Source organism: Acinetobacter sp. YH12076 (genome assembly GCF_013419525.1).
Classification (GTDB): Bacteria; Pseudomonadota; Gammaproteobacteria; order Pseudomonadales; family Moraxellaceae; genus Acinetobacter; species Acinetobacter amyesii.
Window position 1 is genome coordinate 299,619 of sequence record NZ_VOZY01000001.1, and the last position, 16,973, is coordinate 316,591.

General features: G+C 40.8%; 13 protein-coding genes. 5 read left to right on the plus strand and 8 right to left on the minus strand.

Annotation, left to right across the window (positions count from 1 at the left end):
• Window positions 1-10 precede the first annotated feature (10 nt).
• Entirely contained in the window at window positions 11-1,099 is a 1,089-nt protein-coding gene (locus FTU22_RS01270; RefSeq protein ID WP_257225861.1) for an aldehyde reductase, read from the plus strand.
• A 65-nt stretch (window positions 1,100-1,164) separates the two neighbouring features.
• Here FTU22_RS01270 and FTU22_RS01275 read toward each other — a convergent pair whose 3' ends face one another.
• Both FTU22_RS01275 and omp38 read right to left on the minus strand, forming a co-directional pair.
• Window positions 1,165-3,342 carry a TonB-dependent siderophore receptor gene (locus FTU22_RS01275; RefSeq protein WP_180092592.1) on the minus strand — a complete coding sequence of 726 codons (2,178 nt, stop codon included), beginning with the start codon at window positions 3,340-3,342 and terminating at the stop codon, window positions 1,165-1,167.
• Between the two features lie 428 nt (window positions 3,343-3,770).
• Complete coding sequence (gene omp38, locus FTU22_RS01280; RefSeq protein WP_180025010.1) at window positions 3,771-4,823, minus strand: outer membrane protein Omp38; 1,053 nt, start codon at window positions 4,821-4,823, stop codon at window positions 3,771-3,773.
• Between the two features lie 377 nt (window positions 4,824-5,200).
• On the opposite strand from omp38, the gene FTU22_RS01285 reads away from it, so the two are divergent.
• From FTU22_RS01285 to FTU22_RS01295, 3 genes are all read left to right on the plus strand, one after another.
• Window positions 5,201-5,722: a GspH/FimT family pseudopilin gene (locus FTU22_RS01285; RefSeq protein WP_180025009.1), complete on the plus strand. Its 522-nt coding sequence runs from the start codon at window positions 5,201-5,203 to the stop codon at window positions 5,720-5,722.
• 113 nt (window positions 5,723-5,835) lie between these two features.
• A complete protein-coding gene (locus FTU22_RS01290; protein WP_180092506.1) occupies window positions 5,836-7,011 on the plus strand; it encodes an acetyl-CoA C-acyltransferase in 1,176 nt (391 codons plus the stop codon).
• Between the two features lie 207 nt (window positions 7,012-7,218).
• Complete coding sequence (locus tag FTU22_RS01295; protein ID WP_180092509.1) at window positions 7,219-7,668, plus strand: VOC family protein; 450 nt, start codon at window positions 7,219-7,221, stop codon at window positions 7,666-7,668.
• Between the two features lie 71 nt (window positions 7,669-7,739).
• Here the strand turns inward: FTU22_RS01295 and FTU22_RS01300 are convergent, their stop codons facing one another.
• The 5 genes from FTU22_RS01300 to FTU22_RS01320 form a co-directional block, all read right to left on the minus strand.
• A complete protein-coding gene (locus FTU22_RS01300) occupies window positions 7,740-8,225 on the minus strand; it encodes a DUF934 domain-containing protein (RefSeq protein WP_180025006.1) in 486 nt (161 codons plus the stop codon).
• Complete coding sequence (locus FTU22_RS01305) at window positions 8,218-9,861, minus strand: nitrite/sulfite reductase (protein ID WP_078194255.1); 1,644 nt, start codon at window positions 9,859-9,861, stop codon at window positions 8,218-8,220. The genes FTU22_RS01300 and FTU22_RS01305 overlap by 8 nt, the downstream gene beginning before the upstream one ends.
• 265 nt (window positions 9,862-10,126) lie before the next feature.
• Window positions 10,127-12,532 carry a glucose/quinate/shikimate family membrane-bound PQQ-dependent dehydrogenase gene (locus FTU22_RS01310; RefSeq protein WP_180085419.1) on the minus strand — a complete coding sequence of 802 codons (2,406 nt, stop codon included), beginning with the start codon at window positions 12,530-12,532 and terminating at the stop codon, window positions 10,127-10,129.
• Between the two features lie 170 nt (window positions 12,533-12,702).
• A complete protein-coding gene (locus FTU22_RS01315) occupies window positions 12,703-13,941 on the minus strand; it encodes a carbohydrate porin (RefSeq protein WP_257225863.1) in 1,239 nt (412 codons plus the stop codon).
• Between the two features lie 216 nt (window positions 13,942-14,157).
• Window positions 14,158-15,279 carry a CaiB/BaiF CoA-transferase family protein gene (locus FTU22_RS01320; protein ID WP_180092515.1) on the minus strand — a complete coding sequence of 374 codons (1,122 nt, stop codon included), beginning with the start codon at window positions 15,277-15,279 and terminating at the stop codon, window positions 14,158-14,160.
• 210 nt (window positions 15,280-15,489) lie between these two features.
• On the opposite strand from FTU22_RS01320, the gene FTU22_RS01325 reads away from it, so the two are divergent.
• Window positions 15,490-16,500, plus strand: coding sequence for an AraC family transcriptional regulator (locus tag FTU22_RS01325; RefSeq protein WP_180005120.1), 1,011 nt, complete (start codon window positions 15,490-15,492; stop codon window positions 16,498-16,500).
• Between the two features lie 50 nt (window positions 16,501-16,550).
• On the opposite strand, the gene FTU22_RS01330 is transcribed toward FTU22_RS01325, so the two are convergent.
• Window positions 16,551-16,820, minus strand: coding sequence for a hypothetical protein (locus tag FTU22_RS01330; RefSeq protein WP_180092518.1), 270 nt, complete (start codon window positions 16,818-16,820; stop codon window positions 16,551-16,553).
• Window positions 16,821-16,973 lie beyond the last annotated feature (153 nt).

Here is a 16,973-nt window from a genome sequence, read left to right on the forward strand (position 1 = left end):
TGATAAAAAAATGCGTCAATTAAAGTTGAAGAATATGAATAGCAAGACAACAAGACAGATACTCGTCACAGGCGCGACAGGCTATATTGCCAGTTGGGTCATCAAAAATTTACTCGAATTAGGGCACACGGTACATGCCACAGTTCGTGATCTGAATAAAACATCAGGATTTGCACATCTCGAAAAAATTGCAGCTGATACAACTGGCACTTTAAAACTGTTCCAAGCCAATTTATTGGATGAGGGTGCATTTGATTCAGCCATGCAAGGTTGTGACATTGTGATCCACATGGCATCCCCTTTTGTAGTGACCAACTATAAAGACGCAATAAAAGACATTATTGAGCCGGCTATTTTAGGCACTGAAAATGTACTCAACAGTGTCAATAAAACAGAATCTGTACAACGTGTTGTCGTGACCTCAAGCATCGCATCAACCTATGGTGATGCCATTGATATTCTACAGACCGAGCATAATGAATTTGATGAATCGCATTGGAACACTTCTAGCTCTGAGACGCATCAGCCTTATCCGTATTCAAAAGTTATGGCAGAGCGAAAAGCATGGGATATGCAAAAAGCACAACAACGCTGGAATTTGGTTTGTGTAAATCCAGCCTTAGTGATGGGCCCTTCATTAACAGCATCAACTCAGTCTGGCAGTGTTGAGGTTTTACAGCAGTTTGCCAACGGTATGACTTTGGCGGGTGTTCCACCAATGTGGAATGGAATTGTCGATGTCCGTGATGTCGCCGATGCGCACGTACAAGCAGCATTAAACCCTAAAGCATCAGGTCGTTATATCATTAGCGGTGGTACTTTAAGTTTATTAGAAATGGGGAAAATATTACGCTCGCATTTTGGTAATAAATTTCCATTTCCGCGCAATACCTTACCGAAGTTTGCCTTTAAAGCCTTTGGCCCTCTTGCAGGTTTCCCGCGAAAGTTTGTTGAACTGAATATGGGCTACCCAATTTATTTTAATGCAGATAAAAGCAAGAAAGAATTAGGGATCGAATACCGCGATATTCAAAACAGTGTGGTTGAGCATTTCCAACAACTCCTCGATGACGGTGTGGTGAAGCAATATATTCCGTGAATAACTCATCAACAAAAAAGCCACCTTAAATAGGTGGCTTTTTATATTAAAAAAACTAATCTAACTTAGAAATCAAAAGTCACGCCGACTTTATAGGTACGTGGACCACCCACTAAGGCATAACCTGAGTTGAATGTACCTTCCCAATATTTCTCATCAGTCACGTTATTAACATTGGCTAAGAATGTAGTATTTACACCACCCAAATTGGTTTTATAACGCGCACCTAGATCTAAAATTGTGTAGTCTGCGAGTTTAAGTGCATTGGTTTCATTTAAGTACTGTTCACTCACATAGTTTGCACGCGCATTGACATTCAAACCATCCACATACGGTACTACATAATCTAAACCAAGCGTTGCGGTAAAGTCAGGAATACCATACACCGTATTGCCTTGATTAGTTACACCATTTTTCACCGCTGCTTTGGTATATTCAGCATCGATATAAGCCAAACTACCCATCAGATTTAGACCTGTATAAATCTCTCCTGAAAATGCCCATTCCACGCCACGTGAACGTGTTTCTGCATCATCTGTGGTAATTTGATTGATTGTACTATTGGGTTGACCATCAGAATATGAAGATACCATGGTCGATGGTTTTTCAATTTGATAAAGGGCAAATGTATTCAACCAAGAACCTGCTTGATATTTTGCACCCAATTCATATTGTTTGGTTTGGAATGGCACAAAGGTGACATTATTGTTGGCATCTGCAACGTTATTCACCGTTACCCCTTCAGAAAGTCCCTCTACATAGTTTGCATAAATAGAAAGATTCTCACCAAAAGGTTTAACCACGACACCTAAGCTTGGCGAAATTTTATCATCTTGATAGCCAGTCTTTCTTTGTAAATTCTTGGTATCGATATCCTGATAGCGTGCACCAACAATCAGCTGCAATTTATCATTTAACATCGAAATCTGATCAGACACCGTATAGCTGACATATTTATTGTCTAAGTTTGGTTGAACCACAGGATAAGCTGAAGGCATACCTATAGTGGTGTTAGGATCATATAAATTGGTTGACTCAATATTCTCTTGCGTCGCTTTCACATGCTGATCTGTTTCTTTGGTCAAGTAGTCAGCTCTTACATTTAAGGCATGTTTTACAGCACCTGTGTTAAACTTATATTGGAAACCTGTATTGGCTGATGTAATCGATTCAGATGACCCTGTACGATAGTACTGTGAAGTAGCATGACCATCAGCTTGCCCTACGATAAGACGCGTACCAAAAATGTGTCCGCTATAGGCCTTTTCAATATGCCCTACACCCGCATACACATTTAAATCAGGCGTGAATGCATATTCACCACTTAATCCTACAAACTCACTATCTGTATGACCTTCTAAACTACTAAAATAATTGGTATCGCCTTTAGGCGCATCAAGTACGCCATTATAGATATGACCATGTGCGTCTTTCACGCCGAACGCGACCATTGCAGGTGACCCACCATTACGATCATCACGTACCGCAAAAGCATCAAAATTAAGTTTTAACTTATCCGTTGTATAGTCTGCAGCAATTGCACCTGATGCATGTTTATCTTCCATGCCTTCAATAATGTGCTCACCTTGACCATAAGCACTATTCACACGTAGACCAAATTCTTTTTCAGCACCAAAACGTCGCGAAACGTCAAAACCTGATTGGTAAAAACCACCTTCTTCCATTGAAGCTGAAACTTGAGTTTTTTCTTTATCTGCACGCTTAGTTTTAGCGATGACCACACCACCGACCCCACCAGCAGGCGACATACCTGCAACCAAGGCATTCGGGCCTTTTAAAACCGTTACCGAATCTAGAAATTCAGTCGGTACGCGTCCATAAGGCGCCATACCGTACATACCATTGAGTGCAATGTCATCGTGATTGATGTCAAAGCCACGAATATTAAAGTTTTCGTTTAAATGACCTTGGTTAGTTGTAATACGGATACTCGCATCATTTCTCAGCACTTCACCCACGGTGATCGCTTGCTGTTCTTCAATCAGTTTTTCGCTATATGCCGTCACGCTAAATGGCGTATCAACAATTTTTTGATTTCCCAATGCACCAAGGTCTGTCTGCGCTTTCAACTTACCATTCGCAATTTGTTTTTCTGCAGGTACCTCAACCTCAATTGTCTCAAGCACCGTTGTATCCGCTGCAAGCGCAGAAGTAGCCCCTCCAACACCGAGTAGTACCATAGTTATTGAACGTACTAAGTGTGTTTTTGCAAAATTATTCATCATTTCAAGATTAGTTTTATTTGAATAAGAATCATTATTATATTTAGAATAATTCTTAACTACATTATTAATCCCGATGAATATATTTTTTTAATGAAAAATATAAATATTCATTTTTTATAAATTGTAGATAATACAAATGTAAATAATTGTTTTTTATTGCTTTTATAAAAAAATAAATACAATCTGTGTATGTTCAATTTAAAGCTCTTAGGCAAATAAATGATTAATTAATATACAAATAGTTTGAATTTTTACATGCTTAATTGCCACATGAATAGATAAATCCTTTTACATCCAAAAATTATTCAAAAGTTAATAACGCATTTTAGTTAGTGCCTGTTAGCCAAATTTAAGTCCCTTTTTTAAATTTTAAAAAAAAAGCGACTCAAAAGAGCCGCTTTTTTCTAACCGAAGTTAAACTCAAATTATTGAGCTTGACCAGGTTGAGCCACTACAGTACGGCTACCAGAAATCGTAGCGAATACGCGACGGTTCATAGCACGGCCTTCTTTAGTGTTGTTGTCAGCGATCGGTTGATCCCACGCGAAACCTTGAGTAGATAAACGAGCTGGGTCAACGTTGTATTCGTTAACAAGTGAAGATTTAACAGAGTTAGCACGAGCTAGTGATAAACGTTCGTTTAGAGCACGTGGACCAGTGTTATCTGTGTGACCTTCGATGTTAGCTGTAGCATTAGGGTATTCGCCTAATTTTTCAGCTACTTTAGCAATTTCAGGTTTGTATTGATCTTTGATGTTAGATTTGTTTGTATCAAAGAACACACGAAGTTCCATGTTAAGATCTTCAGTCAACTCTTGAGGAGCTGGAGCAACTGGAGCAACTGGAGTTACAGGAGCAACTTCAACTACAGGAGCAGCAGGTTTCAAGTGACCGCCAAGAACTACGTTAAGACCAGCTAAAGCTGTGTAGTTCCAGAAATCTTCATCGATGTTGTAAGTAGCACGAGCTTCAGTACGTAGAGATAAAGCATCGTTTAAGCGCCAGAAAGCACCTAGACCAGCATTACCCAAAGTACCTTCTTCAGTAGTACCACGATCTACACCAGCAACACCACGAGCACGAGCTTCGTCAAATTTGTATTTGTAGTGACCTGCACCTAACAACACATATGGCTTAACTTTGCTATCATAGTTTTTAGTGATCAAATCAGAGGTAGCATAGAAGTTACCGTTAATTTGGGTTTGTTTGTATTCGCCGTGATCAACGTCTACATCGCCTTTAACTTGGTTGTATTCAGCTTCGAAACCTAACCATGGAGTTAATTCAACACCAAGTGCTGCACCAACAAACAAGTCGTCTTGTAGCTCTGGACCTTCAGTAAGGTTGCCACGGCTGTTGTTGTGTTCAGAATCTTGGAAAGTGTAACCAAGCATTAATGGAGTAACAGTTACGCCTGCGTTTGCAGCTGCTAAAGGAGCAGCTACGAGCATTGCTAATGCAATACGACTCATTTTCATGGATTTATCCTCCAGAGATAACAATTGTTGTTCAAGCTCAAGCCGAAAAATTGGCTATCCTGAGATAGGCTTTCTTATACCCCAGTTTTTTTTTAAGCTATTCACGCTGAATCATACAAACACTTTTTTCTTTTTCCAAGTGCTTGATTAATCTAATCAAGTAAATTATTGACAAAATTACTTACAATTTCCGTTGTAATTCGGTAAATTTTTACTCAATTTTGAGCAGTGAATCGCCTATTGTCACTTGCTATTTTCATTTTAACAGCTTTATCTAAAATTGAGTAATAAAATTCTATACTCAAAATTAATATCGCCATTAAAAACACATATAACATTAGACATATAAAAATAATATTAAATTTTGGATTAAATCAATGCTTTACAATAAAGAAACCGGCTTTACGTTATTTGAACTTTTGGTCTCAATTGCGATTATGGTCATTATCGTGACGATAGCTTTACCACATTTCAACAATTTAATGGCGCAGCGAGAAGCGAATAACATCAAATTGACTATTCAGAATCACAATGCATTCGCACGGGCTCAGGCCACTATTTATCATTCCAATATTGTGATTTGTCCTAGTCTTAACTTTAAACTTTGCCAACCTAACAACTGGAACAGTGGTCTGATCATATTTATTGACAGTAATAAAAACCGTCAAGTCGACGCAAATGAAAAAATATTGCTGCAAGATAAACTCAATTTAAAATATGGCGATCTGTCTTGGCGTGGGACTCTACACATTCCAAGTCTCACCTTTCAGGCTAGCTCCGGTTTACCCAATGGTTCAAATGGTAGTTTCTACTACTGTTCGAAATCAACGCTTCAACCGATCCGAGCAGTCTTAAGTCGAATGGGACATATCCGATTTGAAAACCCAACCAGTTGCTAATTTGAGAACCGGTGAGTCCAAAGCAGCCTTTTAAATTTGCTTTATTCCTGTTCAATTTTACTTATACTGCTGACGTATTCAAAAATTAATGTATAAGAAAATGGAGATATGTAATGACTGATATCGTCATCGTGAATGGAGCCCGTACTGCAATGGGTGGTTTTCAAGGGAGTTTAGCCGCTGTCACTGCACCAGAATTAGGCGCAGTTACGATTAAAGCAGCCATCGAACGCGCGGGTTTACAACCGATAGATGTTGAAGAAGTCATTATGGGTTGTGTGCTTCCGGCTGGCCTGAAACAAGGTCCTGCCCGTCAAGCGATGCGTCAGGCTGGTCTTCCAGATTCAACTGGTGCCGTAACCATCAATAAGCTGTGTGGTTCAGGTATGAAAGCTGTTATGCAAGCGGCGGATATGATCAAGGCAGGATCAGCTCAAGTCGTAGTTGCAGGTGGTATGGAATCAATGACCAATGCCCCTTATGTTTTGACCAAAGCACGAGCTGGCTACCGTATGGGCCACGGTGACGTTAAAGATCATATGTTCTTAGATGGCCTAGAAGATGCAGAAACGGGCCGACTCATGGGGTCTTTTGCGCAGGATATGGCAAACACAAAAGGCTATACACGTGAACAAATGGATGACTTCGCCATTCGCTCGCTTAAACGTGCGCAAACTGCAATTAATGAGGGATATTTTGCTGACGAAATCGTGCCTGTCACTGTTTCGAGTCGTAAAGGCGATGTGATTATCGATAAAGACGAACAGCCTTTTAACGCTAATATCGAAAAAATTCCAACGCTGCGCCCTGCTTTTGCTAAAGATGGAACAATTACCGCTGCCAATGCCAGTTCTATTTCTGATGGTGCGTCTGCTTTAGTATTAACATCAGCAGAACAAGCATCAGCAAAGGGCTTAAATCCACTAGCGAAAATTGTGGCTTATGCATCAAATTCACAGCATCCTTCAGAATTTACTATTGCACCTGTAGGCGCAATTCAAAAAGTTCTAGATAAATCGGGTTGGAATGTTGCTGATGTCGATTTATGGGAAATTAATGAAGCTTTTGCCATGGTCACGATGTGCCCTATTGATGAATTTAAATTAGATGCTGAAAAAGTAAATATCAACGGGGGTGCTTGTGCGCTTGGACATCCTGTTGGTTCTACAGGTTCACGCATTATCTTAACGCTGATCCATGCATTAAAACGTACAGGCGGTAAACGTGGTATTGCAGCGCTGTGTATTGGCGGTGGTGAAGCGACTGCTGTGGCGATTGAATTGCTTTAATCCTCTGCTGACTCCCTTCACAAAGGGCGATTTAGAGGGAATATTCTTTAATCTTCCCCTAACCCCTCCTTTAATAAAGGAGGGAGACTGAAAATCCCTCTGTAAGAGGGATTTTTTATGCTTACATTTTAGACATAAATTGTTCACATACAGCTCAGCCAAGGCTCTTAAAATAAATGTCGACATAATAAAAAATGGATGACCACCATGCAGCTCAATCACTACTTGAATTTTCAAGGCAATACCGAGGCAGCCTTTAATTTTTATCGTTCTGTATTTGGTGGAGAGTTCCTCAATGTGATACGTTATGGTGATATGCCTGCTGAGGAAGGCATTTCACTATCCGATGCAGATCAGCAAAAGATTATGCATATTTCCCTACCGATCAATGAATTTACCGTGCTGATGGCCTCAGATGTCAACGAACAATTCTGTGCGCAATCCAATCAACCCTTTACCTTAGGCAGCAATCATTATATTTCGATTAATTTAGACAGCAGTGAACAAGCTGAAGCCAAACGACTGTTTGATGGCTTGTCCAAAGGAGGCTCTATAGAAATGCCTCTCGAAAAGACCTTTTGGGGTGCGCTGTATGGCGCATTTACCGATCAGTTCGGTATTAAATTGATGGTCAATTGCCAGCTTGAAAACGAATAATCACTCATTAAAAGTATTTCGATCAATAAAAAAAGCCTCCGAACGGAGGCTTTTTTAATCAATCATGGCACTTAAGCACCAGTTTGATAATGCGCTTGCGGCACTGCAGTTGAAGCTTGATATGGATTGGTAAAATCACCTAAGCCTGAAGCAGCTTCAGCAATATCTTTACCTTCTTTCACTACAAAAGTATCGAAACCTGAACGCTTCATGTAGTTCAACACATCTTTGAATACATCACCTGTTGCACGTAGCTCGCCTTGAAAACCTTGGCGACGTAACAACGCAGCAAATGAATAGCCACGACCATCGTTAAAACCAGCAAACTCGATAAAGATTGCATCTAACTGATCAAGCGGGAATTCATTGGTTTCAGGTGAAGCATCCACCGTGACGAAAAGTGCTTTTTTACCAGACACGTTCGCAAGTTGATCTAACTGCTCAACTGTTAAAACCACGTCGCCTTGTGGCAACACACCATCTTCACCAATGACTTGGTAAGTATTGTCTGCAATCGAGCCATCTTTAGAGAGGACTTGTAGTGCTGTATTAAGCATATGCACGCTCCTTAAATGGTTGGATGCCAACACGGCGGTAAGTATCAATAAACTCTTCGCCTTCAGCACGAAGGTCTAGATAAGTATTTAAGATTTCTTCAATGATGTCTGGTACAACTTCGGCTGCAAATGATGGGCCTAAGATGTCACCAATTGATGCATCATGGTCGGCATTACCACCCAAAGTGATTTGATAGAACTCAGCACCCTTTTTATCTACACCTAAAATACCGATATTACCGACATGGTGGTGACCACACGCATTCATACAACCAGAGATGTTCAGATCCAATTTACCTAAATTGTAAATGGTATCTAAGTCATCAAAACGACGTGTAATGGCTTCAGAAATTGGAATCGATTTCGCATTTGCCAATGAACAGAAATCACCACCTGGGCAGCAAATGATGTCGGTTAAGAACCCAATATGCGCACGTGCAAGATTATGTTGATCAAGGATTTTCCATAGATCAAACAAATCTTTTTGCGGTACATCCACAAGCGCAATGTTTTGCTCATGTGTGGTACGGAACTCACCAAAGGTATATTTGTCAGCCAAGTCAGCAATCAGGTTCATTTCTTCAACAGTCATATCGCCCGGTGCAATACCCGCACGTTTCAAAGAAATCGTAACGATGCGGTAACCTTTGACTTTATGTGCATTGGTGTTGATGTTGAACCATTGTTTAAATTTCGGCTCTGCGGCAAATTGCTCTGCAAAATCTTCATCCGCATAATCTTGGTAATCAAATGGTGTGAAGTTCTCATCCATTTTCGCCAAGGTATCAGCATCAATTTTTAAAGTTTTGATGGTATGTGCAAATTCAGCTTCCACTTTCTCTGCAAATACTTCTGGTGTTAATGCTTTCACCAAAATTTTGATACGTGCTTTATATTTGTTATCACGACGACCGTGTAAGTTGTATACACGAAGTACCGCTTCTAAATAAGCAATCAAATCTTCACGTGGCAAGAAGTCACGAATAAAGCTACCAATCACTGGTGTACGGCCTAAACCACCACCAACTTTGATTTTATAGCCAATCTCGCCTGCTTCATTTTTCACGATATACACACCGATATCATGGAAAGACGTTGCCGCACGATCAGTTTCTTCCAGTGCTGAAACTGCAATCTTGAACTTACGTGGCAAGAAAGCGAATTCTGGGTGGAAAGTTGACCATTGACGAATCAATTCACACGTTGGGCGTGGGTCAGCAATTTCACCCGCAACCACACCTGCATATTGGTCAGTAGTTGTGTTACGAATACAGTTACCCGAAGTTTGAATCGCATGCATTTGAACAGATGCGAGCTCTTGTAACATATCAGGCACATTTTCTAGTGCAGGCCAGTTAAACTGAATGTTTTGACGAGTAGATACGTGCGCATAACCACGGTCATAGTCCTGAGCCAATGACGCAATTTTACGTAATTGTTTAGAATTCATCAGGCCATAAGGTACTGCAATACGTAGCATCGGTGCATAACGCTGTACATAAAGGCCGTTTTGAAGACGCAGTGGACGGTATTCATCTTCCGTCAATTTACCTGCTAAATAACGTTCCGTTTGATCACGGAACTGTGCAACACGTTCATTAACCAGTTGCTGGTCAAAATCAGTATATAAATACATGGCGTACAGCTAGTAATTTCTATTATAACAATGCACAGCATAACGAGATTTTATCTATCAAGAAAATGCGTTTTTTACATATTTAATAGCGATTTTATTGATAAGACTGTCGCAATTTCACTGATATAGCGGATTCCGGTCATTTACTTTTTATTTATTAATATATTGAATTATTTCTCCATTACTTAGCATAAATTTACATAAAGAATTTCAGCCAATAAAAAGCCCGATAAATCGGGCTTTTTATTTAGCGATGTAAAATCACTTATTTTTTATCTGGTAAAGCATACGCAACAAGGTAATCACCAAGTTTTGTACCAAATGAACCATGACCACCAGCCATGATCACAACATATTGTTTACCATTTGCTTCATAAGTCATTGGAGTCGCTTGACCACCTGCTGGTAGACGACCTTCCCACAAAGTATCACCATTCGTTACATTGATTGCACGGATATAGTTATCTTGTGTTGCGCCTACAAACATGACATTACCAGCAGTCGAGATTGATCCACCAAGACCCGGTACACCAATTTTCACAGCAGGTAATTGGAACAATTTCGGTAAACTGTCACGAATTGTACCTATACGTTTTTTCCAGACCACTTCATGTGTATTTAAATCTACACCTGCAGTAAAGCCCCATGAAGGTTGTTTACAAGGTAAGCCAAGTGGTGACAAGAAGGCTTTGATTTCCACACCATAAGGTACGCCATACATCGGTTGCACGCCTTGTTCAGTACCCGCACCTTTCGCAGTTTGCTCACGGTTTGGATCTGTAGGAATCAACTTAGTGACAAATGGCAAGCCAATTGGGTTCATCACAGCAACTTGACGGTCTTGGTTCACCGACATACCACCCCATTCGAATACCCCAAGATTACCTGGGAATACCAATGTGCCATTTTCAGAAGGTGGTGTATAAATACCGTCGTAGTTTAATGATTTGAAATACACACGACACATCAACTGATCAAACATAGTGGCACCCCACATTTGTTTATCAGTCAATTTATCTTTTGGTGCTAAATCAAAATCAGAGAACGGTTGAGTTGCAGAATAATGCTCACCTTTAGTTTGTGGACCACGTTTTACAGTTTGTGGAACCGCTTTTTCGGTGATTGGCACAATCGCTTTACCAGTACGACGGTCAAGGACGAATGCATTACCTGTTTTGGTTAAGACATAGATCGCAGGAACAGTATTACCTGATTTATCTTTGATATCTGCCAATGAAGGTTGTGATGGTACATCCATATCCCACAAATCATGATGTGTGGTTTGGAAATTCCAAATTAATTTACCTGTTGATGCATTTAATGCCAACATTGAGTTTGCATAGCGTTCATCTAATGGCGTACGGTGACCACCAAAAATGTCTGGTGTGCCTACACCTGTTGGCACATAAACGATGTCAAGTTTTTCGTCATATGCTAAAGGTGCCCATGCATTCGGTGAGGCTACAGAGTATTTTTGACCTTCGCCTGGCATGGCATTTGGATCTTCCGCCCCTGTATCAAAGATCCACAATAATTCACCGGTATTGACATCATAACCACGGATGACACCAGATGGCTCTTTAGTCGAGAAGTTATCGGTAGTTGAACCGCCAATCACAATGGTTGTGCCAGTAACCACTGGAGGTGAAGTTGGGATATAACCGCCCGGATACGGATAAGGCATATCTTTTTGTAGATCGACTTCGCCGTTATGACCAAAATCACTACATGCTTTACCTGTGTCAGCATTGACTGCAACCAAACGACCATCATTTACAGGCAAGATCACTTTGCGCGGACATTCAGTAGAAGTCGAGCGTTTGTTCTCTAAGCTTTTTGCAAACTGAGTGGTATTTGCAGCGTCAAAATAAGACACACCACGACATGTTAAATGTTGATAGGTATTGTCCGCTTTAAGCTTAGGATCGAATGCCCATTTTTGTTTACCTGTCGCAGGATCAAGTGCAATTAAACGTTGGTGAGTTGTACACATAAACATGTCATTGCCGACTTTAATCGGAGTGACTTGGTTTGTGGTTTCACCTGAGTCATTTTCTGTTGGTAACTCACCTGTACGGAAAGTCCATGCTACTTCTAAATCTTTAACGTTGTCGCTATTGATTTGGGTGAGTGGAGAATAACGTACACCACCTTGTGTACGACCATAGGCAGGCCAATCTTCAGGAGCAATACCCTCAATCGCTTTGGCTGTTTGAGGTTGTGCATTTTTAATTTCACCGTGAATTTCTTGCGGATCATTAAAAATTGAATAGATCATCACGATAATCGCAATCACCAGTGTGCCTGATAATGTAATTTTCGCAGTTTTGCCATTTTCCATACCGCGTGTCACGGCAGGAATCAGTAACCAAAGGCCCAATAAGCCTAAAATATCAAAACGCGGTGCAAGTGCCCAAAAGTCAGACCCTGCCTCCCAAAGTCCCCAAATCACTGTACCCAGCATCAACGCTGCATAAATGTATAAAGAACTGTTTTGAATTTTTCTTAAGTATATTGCTGAAGCCAGCATTAACAGGCCGGCGATAATGTAGTACCAAGAACCGCCAAGGACTGCCAGCCAGATACCACCAATCAATAGAACCAAGGCGAAAATTGCCATCACAACGACGGTAAATGTTCGCATCCCAGTTCCGGTAGATGGGTTGCTCATGTTGACCACCTCTATTGTCGAATGTTGTATTTGGTGCGTGAAACACATTCAACACACCACCGTTTTTATGTCGCAAAGAGAAGTTGTTACAAAAACAATTCAAGAGGAAATATCGTAATTTTTCTCAGAATTACCGAATTGCTTTTATAAGAACTCTAATTTGACATCAATTAAAATGCTGTTTGAAATTTGATACCGCCGACCCACGCATTCTCACCATTTTTGTAAGCACCGACGTGACGGATATATTGAATATTTGGACGAATAGTCAGCCAGTTTGCTGCATGAATACCGTAGTAAATTTCTGCGTCATACTCTTCACTTTGTAGACCGCGTGCATCAACGCTGTTATTGGCAATATTGGCATCATTCACATCATCATTGATACTGATACGACCCAAACCAATCGCAATTTCATCCTGAGGACGTGCATCGAATGCACCTTTGTAGACCAAGCCAATGTTTTGCATATCACTCACATTGTTGGTGTCTGAGTCATGCACGGTGACATTCACAAAACCGCTTAAGCCACGTGAAGCATCGTCTTTGTGTGCTGTCAGTTGTTGTTTCGCCACAATCCAACCACCTTGATGGTGATCTTTTTCATTTACTGGGCTATCAATGACATCGGCATCAGCGGTACTGTAGTAGTAACCTGCACGGTATTCACCCGGTAGCTTTTGTGTCCCCACTTTTGGAGTCCACACCACTTCAGCAGGAATAATCGCACCTTTAGAACCATCAGTACTCAAGTTCCAACCTTTACCACGTTTTAGATTTTTAGGGTTGTATTCATAAACCCCGACTTGTGCGTAGAGTTCAGGCTGAATGTTATATTTCACGCGAGCAGCCCATTGGCTGACTGGCCAGTTGTACCATTGGTCACCGACCCAGTTACCCACTTGTGAACCACAAAGTGCTAAGTTTTGAAAGTCACAGTCAAAGCTGTTGAAATCTTCACCTTCACCAAAACGACCGACTTTAATATCTAATTTTTGGTCTAAGAATTTTTTCTTGATCCAAAAATCAGTCAAACGCCAAGTTTGACCACGACCCCACACTTCTTGTGTTGCACTTAAATGACCATTTAATGCATCTGAAGTTTGAGACAATGAACGACCATTACGTTCAGTGATATTGATTTGCGCTTCGGTATCTTTCCAACCCGCAATTTTTTCTAAATCGAGATGTGCCCCGATCGCGAATTGGTCCGCATATTCAGTGCCATGACCAGAAGCATGCCTTGCATCTAACAAAGTGGCTAATTCGCCACCATAACTAAAACTAAAATCGTAACCTTTCTGTTGGAGAGCTGTTCGTTGACCGTTCCAATCACCGAACATCCATGGGCTTTCAGAACTGAAAGCATCTGCAGTAGTTGCCGCTTGGGTTGCTGAACCCGCAAGCATTATTCCGAGGCTAAGATATAAAGATCCAAGTTTACTCACAGCTATTTTCATTTGGAGACCTATATACCAATTGTGTTAATAGTTCATATAATACTCTCACATTTGTATAATTTATTTATTTTTTTGTTAACAACTCTCAATATTTACATAGATGTTTATCTAATTAAGAGATTTTAAAGGTTTTATTGTTTAACTTATCACCTTTTTTTATACCGTTCATAACCAATTATCCGCACCTAAAGTTTTACCCACATGGGTATAAATCAATGCTGATCTAGAAAATTTAATCGGACATGCCAGTTGAGTTTGTGTCATTGTGTCGCCTTCTTGTAGCGGAACTTCAACACACCAATGCCGCTCTTGGGCCAATTGTGAATTTAGAGCTTCGTCCAAACTTAAAACTGGTTCCACACAGACATCTTGAGAGGCAAAAATCTTTTTCCACTCAGCCCATGTTTTGGTCAGTATCTTGCTGGCAATTGCATGCTTAATTTCAGTCTGATCTTGTGGATCAAATGACATGCCTTGCGTCGCTAAAGCGGGTAAATCTAGAATTTGCGCCAATCCATGTAAAAACTGTGGCTCCAAACCACCTATAGACAGATAACGACCATCTTGGGTTCGATAATAGTCATAGAAACTTCCGCCATTCAGATGTGCAGTTTCTGCGGCTGTTACAGCATTGGCAGCCAATACGCCAGCTGCAGCCATATTGTTCAATGCGACAGCGCAATCGGTCATGGAAATATCAATATATTGTCCTAAACCGCTACGGTAACGCTCAATCACCGCAGCTAAGATGCCAGTAATTGCATGCATTGATCCACCTGCTACATCGGCGATTTGAATCCCCATCGGTGGCGGGCCACTATCTTGGCGTCCGCTATGACCTGAAATGCCTGATAAAGCCAAGTAATTGATGTCATGCCCTGCGCGGTCTTTGTAATGTCCGGTTTGACCATAACCCGTAATCGAGCAGTAAATAAGTCGCGGATTAATTTCGGCCAAAACTGCATAATCCAAACCCAAGCGTTGCATGACACCTGGACGAAATTGTTCTACCACAATATCAAAATCTGAAATTTTGGCTTTGATCAATTCAATACTTTTCGGATCTTTTAAATCTAATGCGATGGATTGTTTATTGCGATTTAAATAACTATGCGCTGTGGCTTGCCCATTGGCATAAGGTGGCATCAAACGAACTAGATCGGGACGCGTCGGTGACTCAATATGCACAACTTCCGCACCCATGTCAGCCAAATACAAGGTCGCAAATGGCCCTGGGAGTAATGTCGAAAAGTCGAGTACTTTCAATCCTTTTAAAGCAGCTTCCATGGATATTTTTCTCTAATTGTGTAGATTTTTTATCCATGGTAGAAATATAAAATGATTAAAACAATGTCATGTTCAGCCATTTACCTTGATAGTTTCGGCAATTTACCATGTAAAAATGGCAAAACCGCTGTTGTAAATTGCCATGCTTTCTTTTTTTAGCGTCATTTAGGTCAAACATTTGTGAACATTAAAGAGACTGAAGGATTAAACATGAGTCGTGATACGATCAGTATCCATTTCGTCAACGCAGCCTTAACTGGTGTGAGACGTCTCGGCATGGATGTCGAAACTTTACTGTCTCATGTTGGCATTGAGGCTGAACTTCTACGCCAACCCAAAGCGCGTATTTCACCTGAACAATACACACGTTTTATTAAAATGTTGTGGATGGTGACTCAAGACGAACATGTCGGTTTTGATATTCAACCGCGCCGCTTGGGTACTTTTGCCATTATGTGCCAATTGATTATTCATGCAAAAACCCTCGGTGATGCACTCGAATTGTCTTCGCAGTTCTACAAACTGTTTGGTGATGAATGGTCGGTGACACTAGAACGTGATAAGCACGAAGCACGTTTAGTTCCTCAAATTCCAAAATCTATGGACCCAGACCATTTCATTACAGAAAGTATGCTGATGATTTGGCATGGTCTCGCTTCTTGGTTGATTGAACGTCGTCTGCCTTTAGAGCGTGTTCACTTCGGTTATGAACGTCCTGAACATGCTGACGAATATGATGCCTTGTTTTTTGCACCTGTCATGCAGTTTGATACACCACGAACTGAAATTACATTTGCAGCGGATTATTTAGATTTACCAATTCGTCAAAACGAAGAAACGCTTGAAGAATTCTTAAAAGCGGCTCCTGCACAGTTATTGGTTAAATTTAAAAATACCAATTCATTAACATCTCGTATCCGTGATGTGCTGAAGAGTCAAATTGGCGAAGAAATGCCAACCTTGAACGATGTTGCTTCAATGCTGTATCTATCGCCGCAAACACTACGTCGTCGTTTAGCCGCTGAAGGTAAGAGCTACCAAGGTGTGAAAGATGCCTTACGTCGTGATGCTGCAATTCACTTATTGCTTAATCCAGACTTAACGCTTGAAGATGTTGCACAGCAAGTCGGTTTTAGTGAAACCAGTACTTTCCACCGTGCATTTAAAAAGTGGACCGGTGTAACACCAGGCCTATATCGCCAATTACATGGTTATCACTAAGCAATATTCAAAAATAGCATTCTCTAAAACCTGATCTCGATCAGGTTTTTTTATTTCGGAAAATCTGCACGTTGTTTTTGACAAAGCAATGGATCGACGGGCGTGATCACGCGTTTGCCATCCTGTATCCGATACATTTCTGCCTTGGTCACATGATCATTTCGATCATACTCACAGGCTAAACCGCCCGTCCCCTCATCTGAGGGATGAATGCCATAGATCATATAAATATAAAAACCGATCAAGCATACAAAACCTAAGCAGCCTACTAGTACTAACCAAGCCAGACCTTTCAACACTCGCTTCACATTTTTATGCATAAGCAGATCTTCAATATGTACTGAATCGATAGCAACTGATCTTAACCGATCCTCGCTTTCAATATGCAGGTTGATTTTTATCTTATTCAGCAGCAAGCGTTGACCAAAAATATCAAACGACTCGCCCGTTCTCATCATTGCACTAGGTTGATT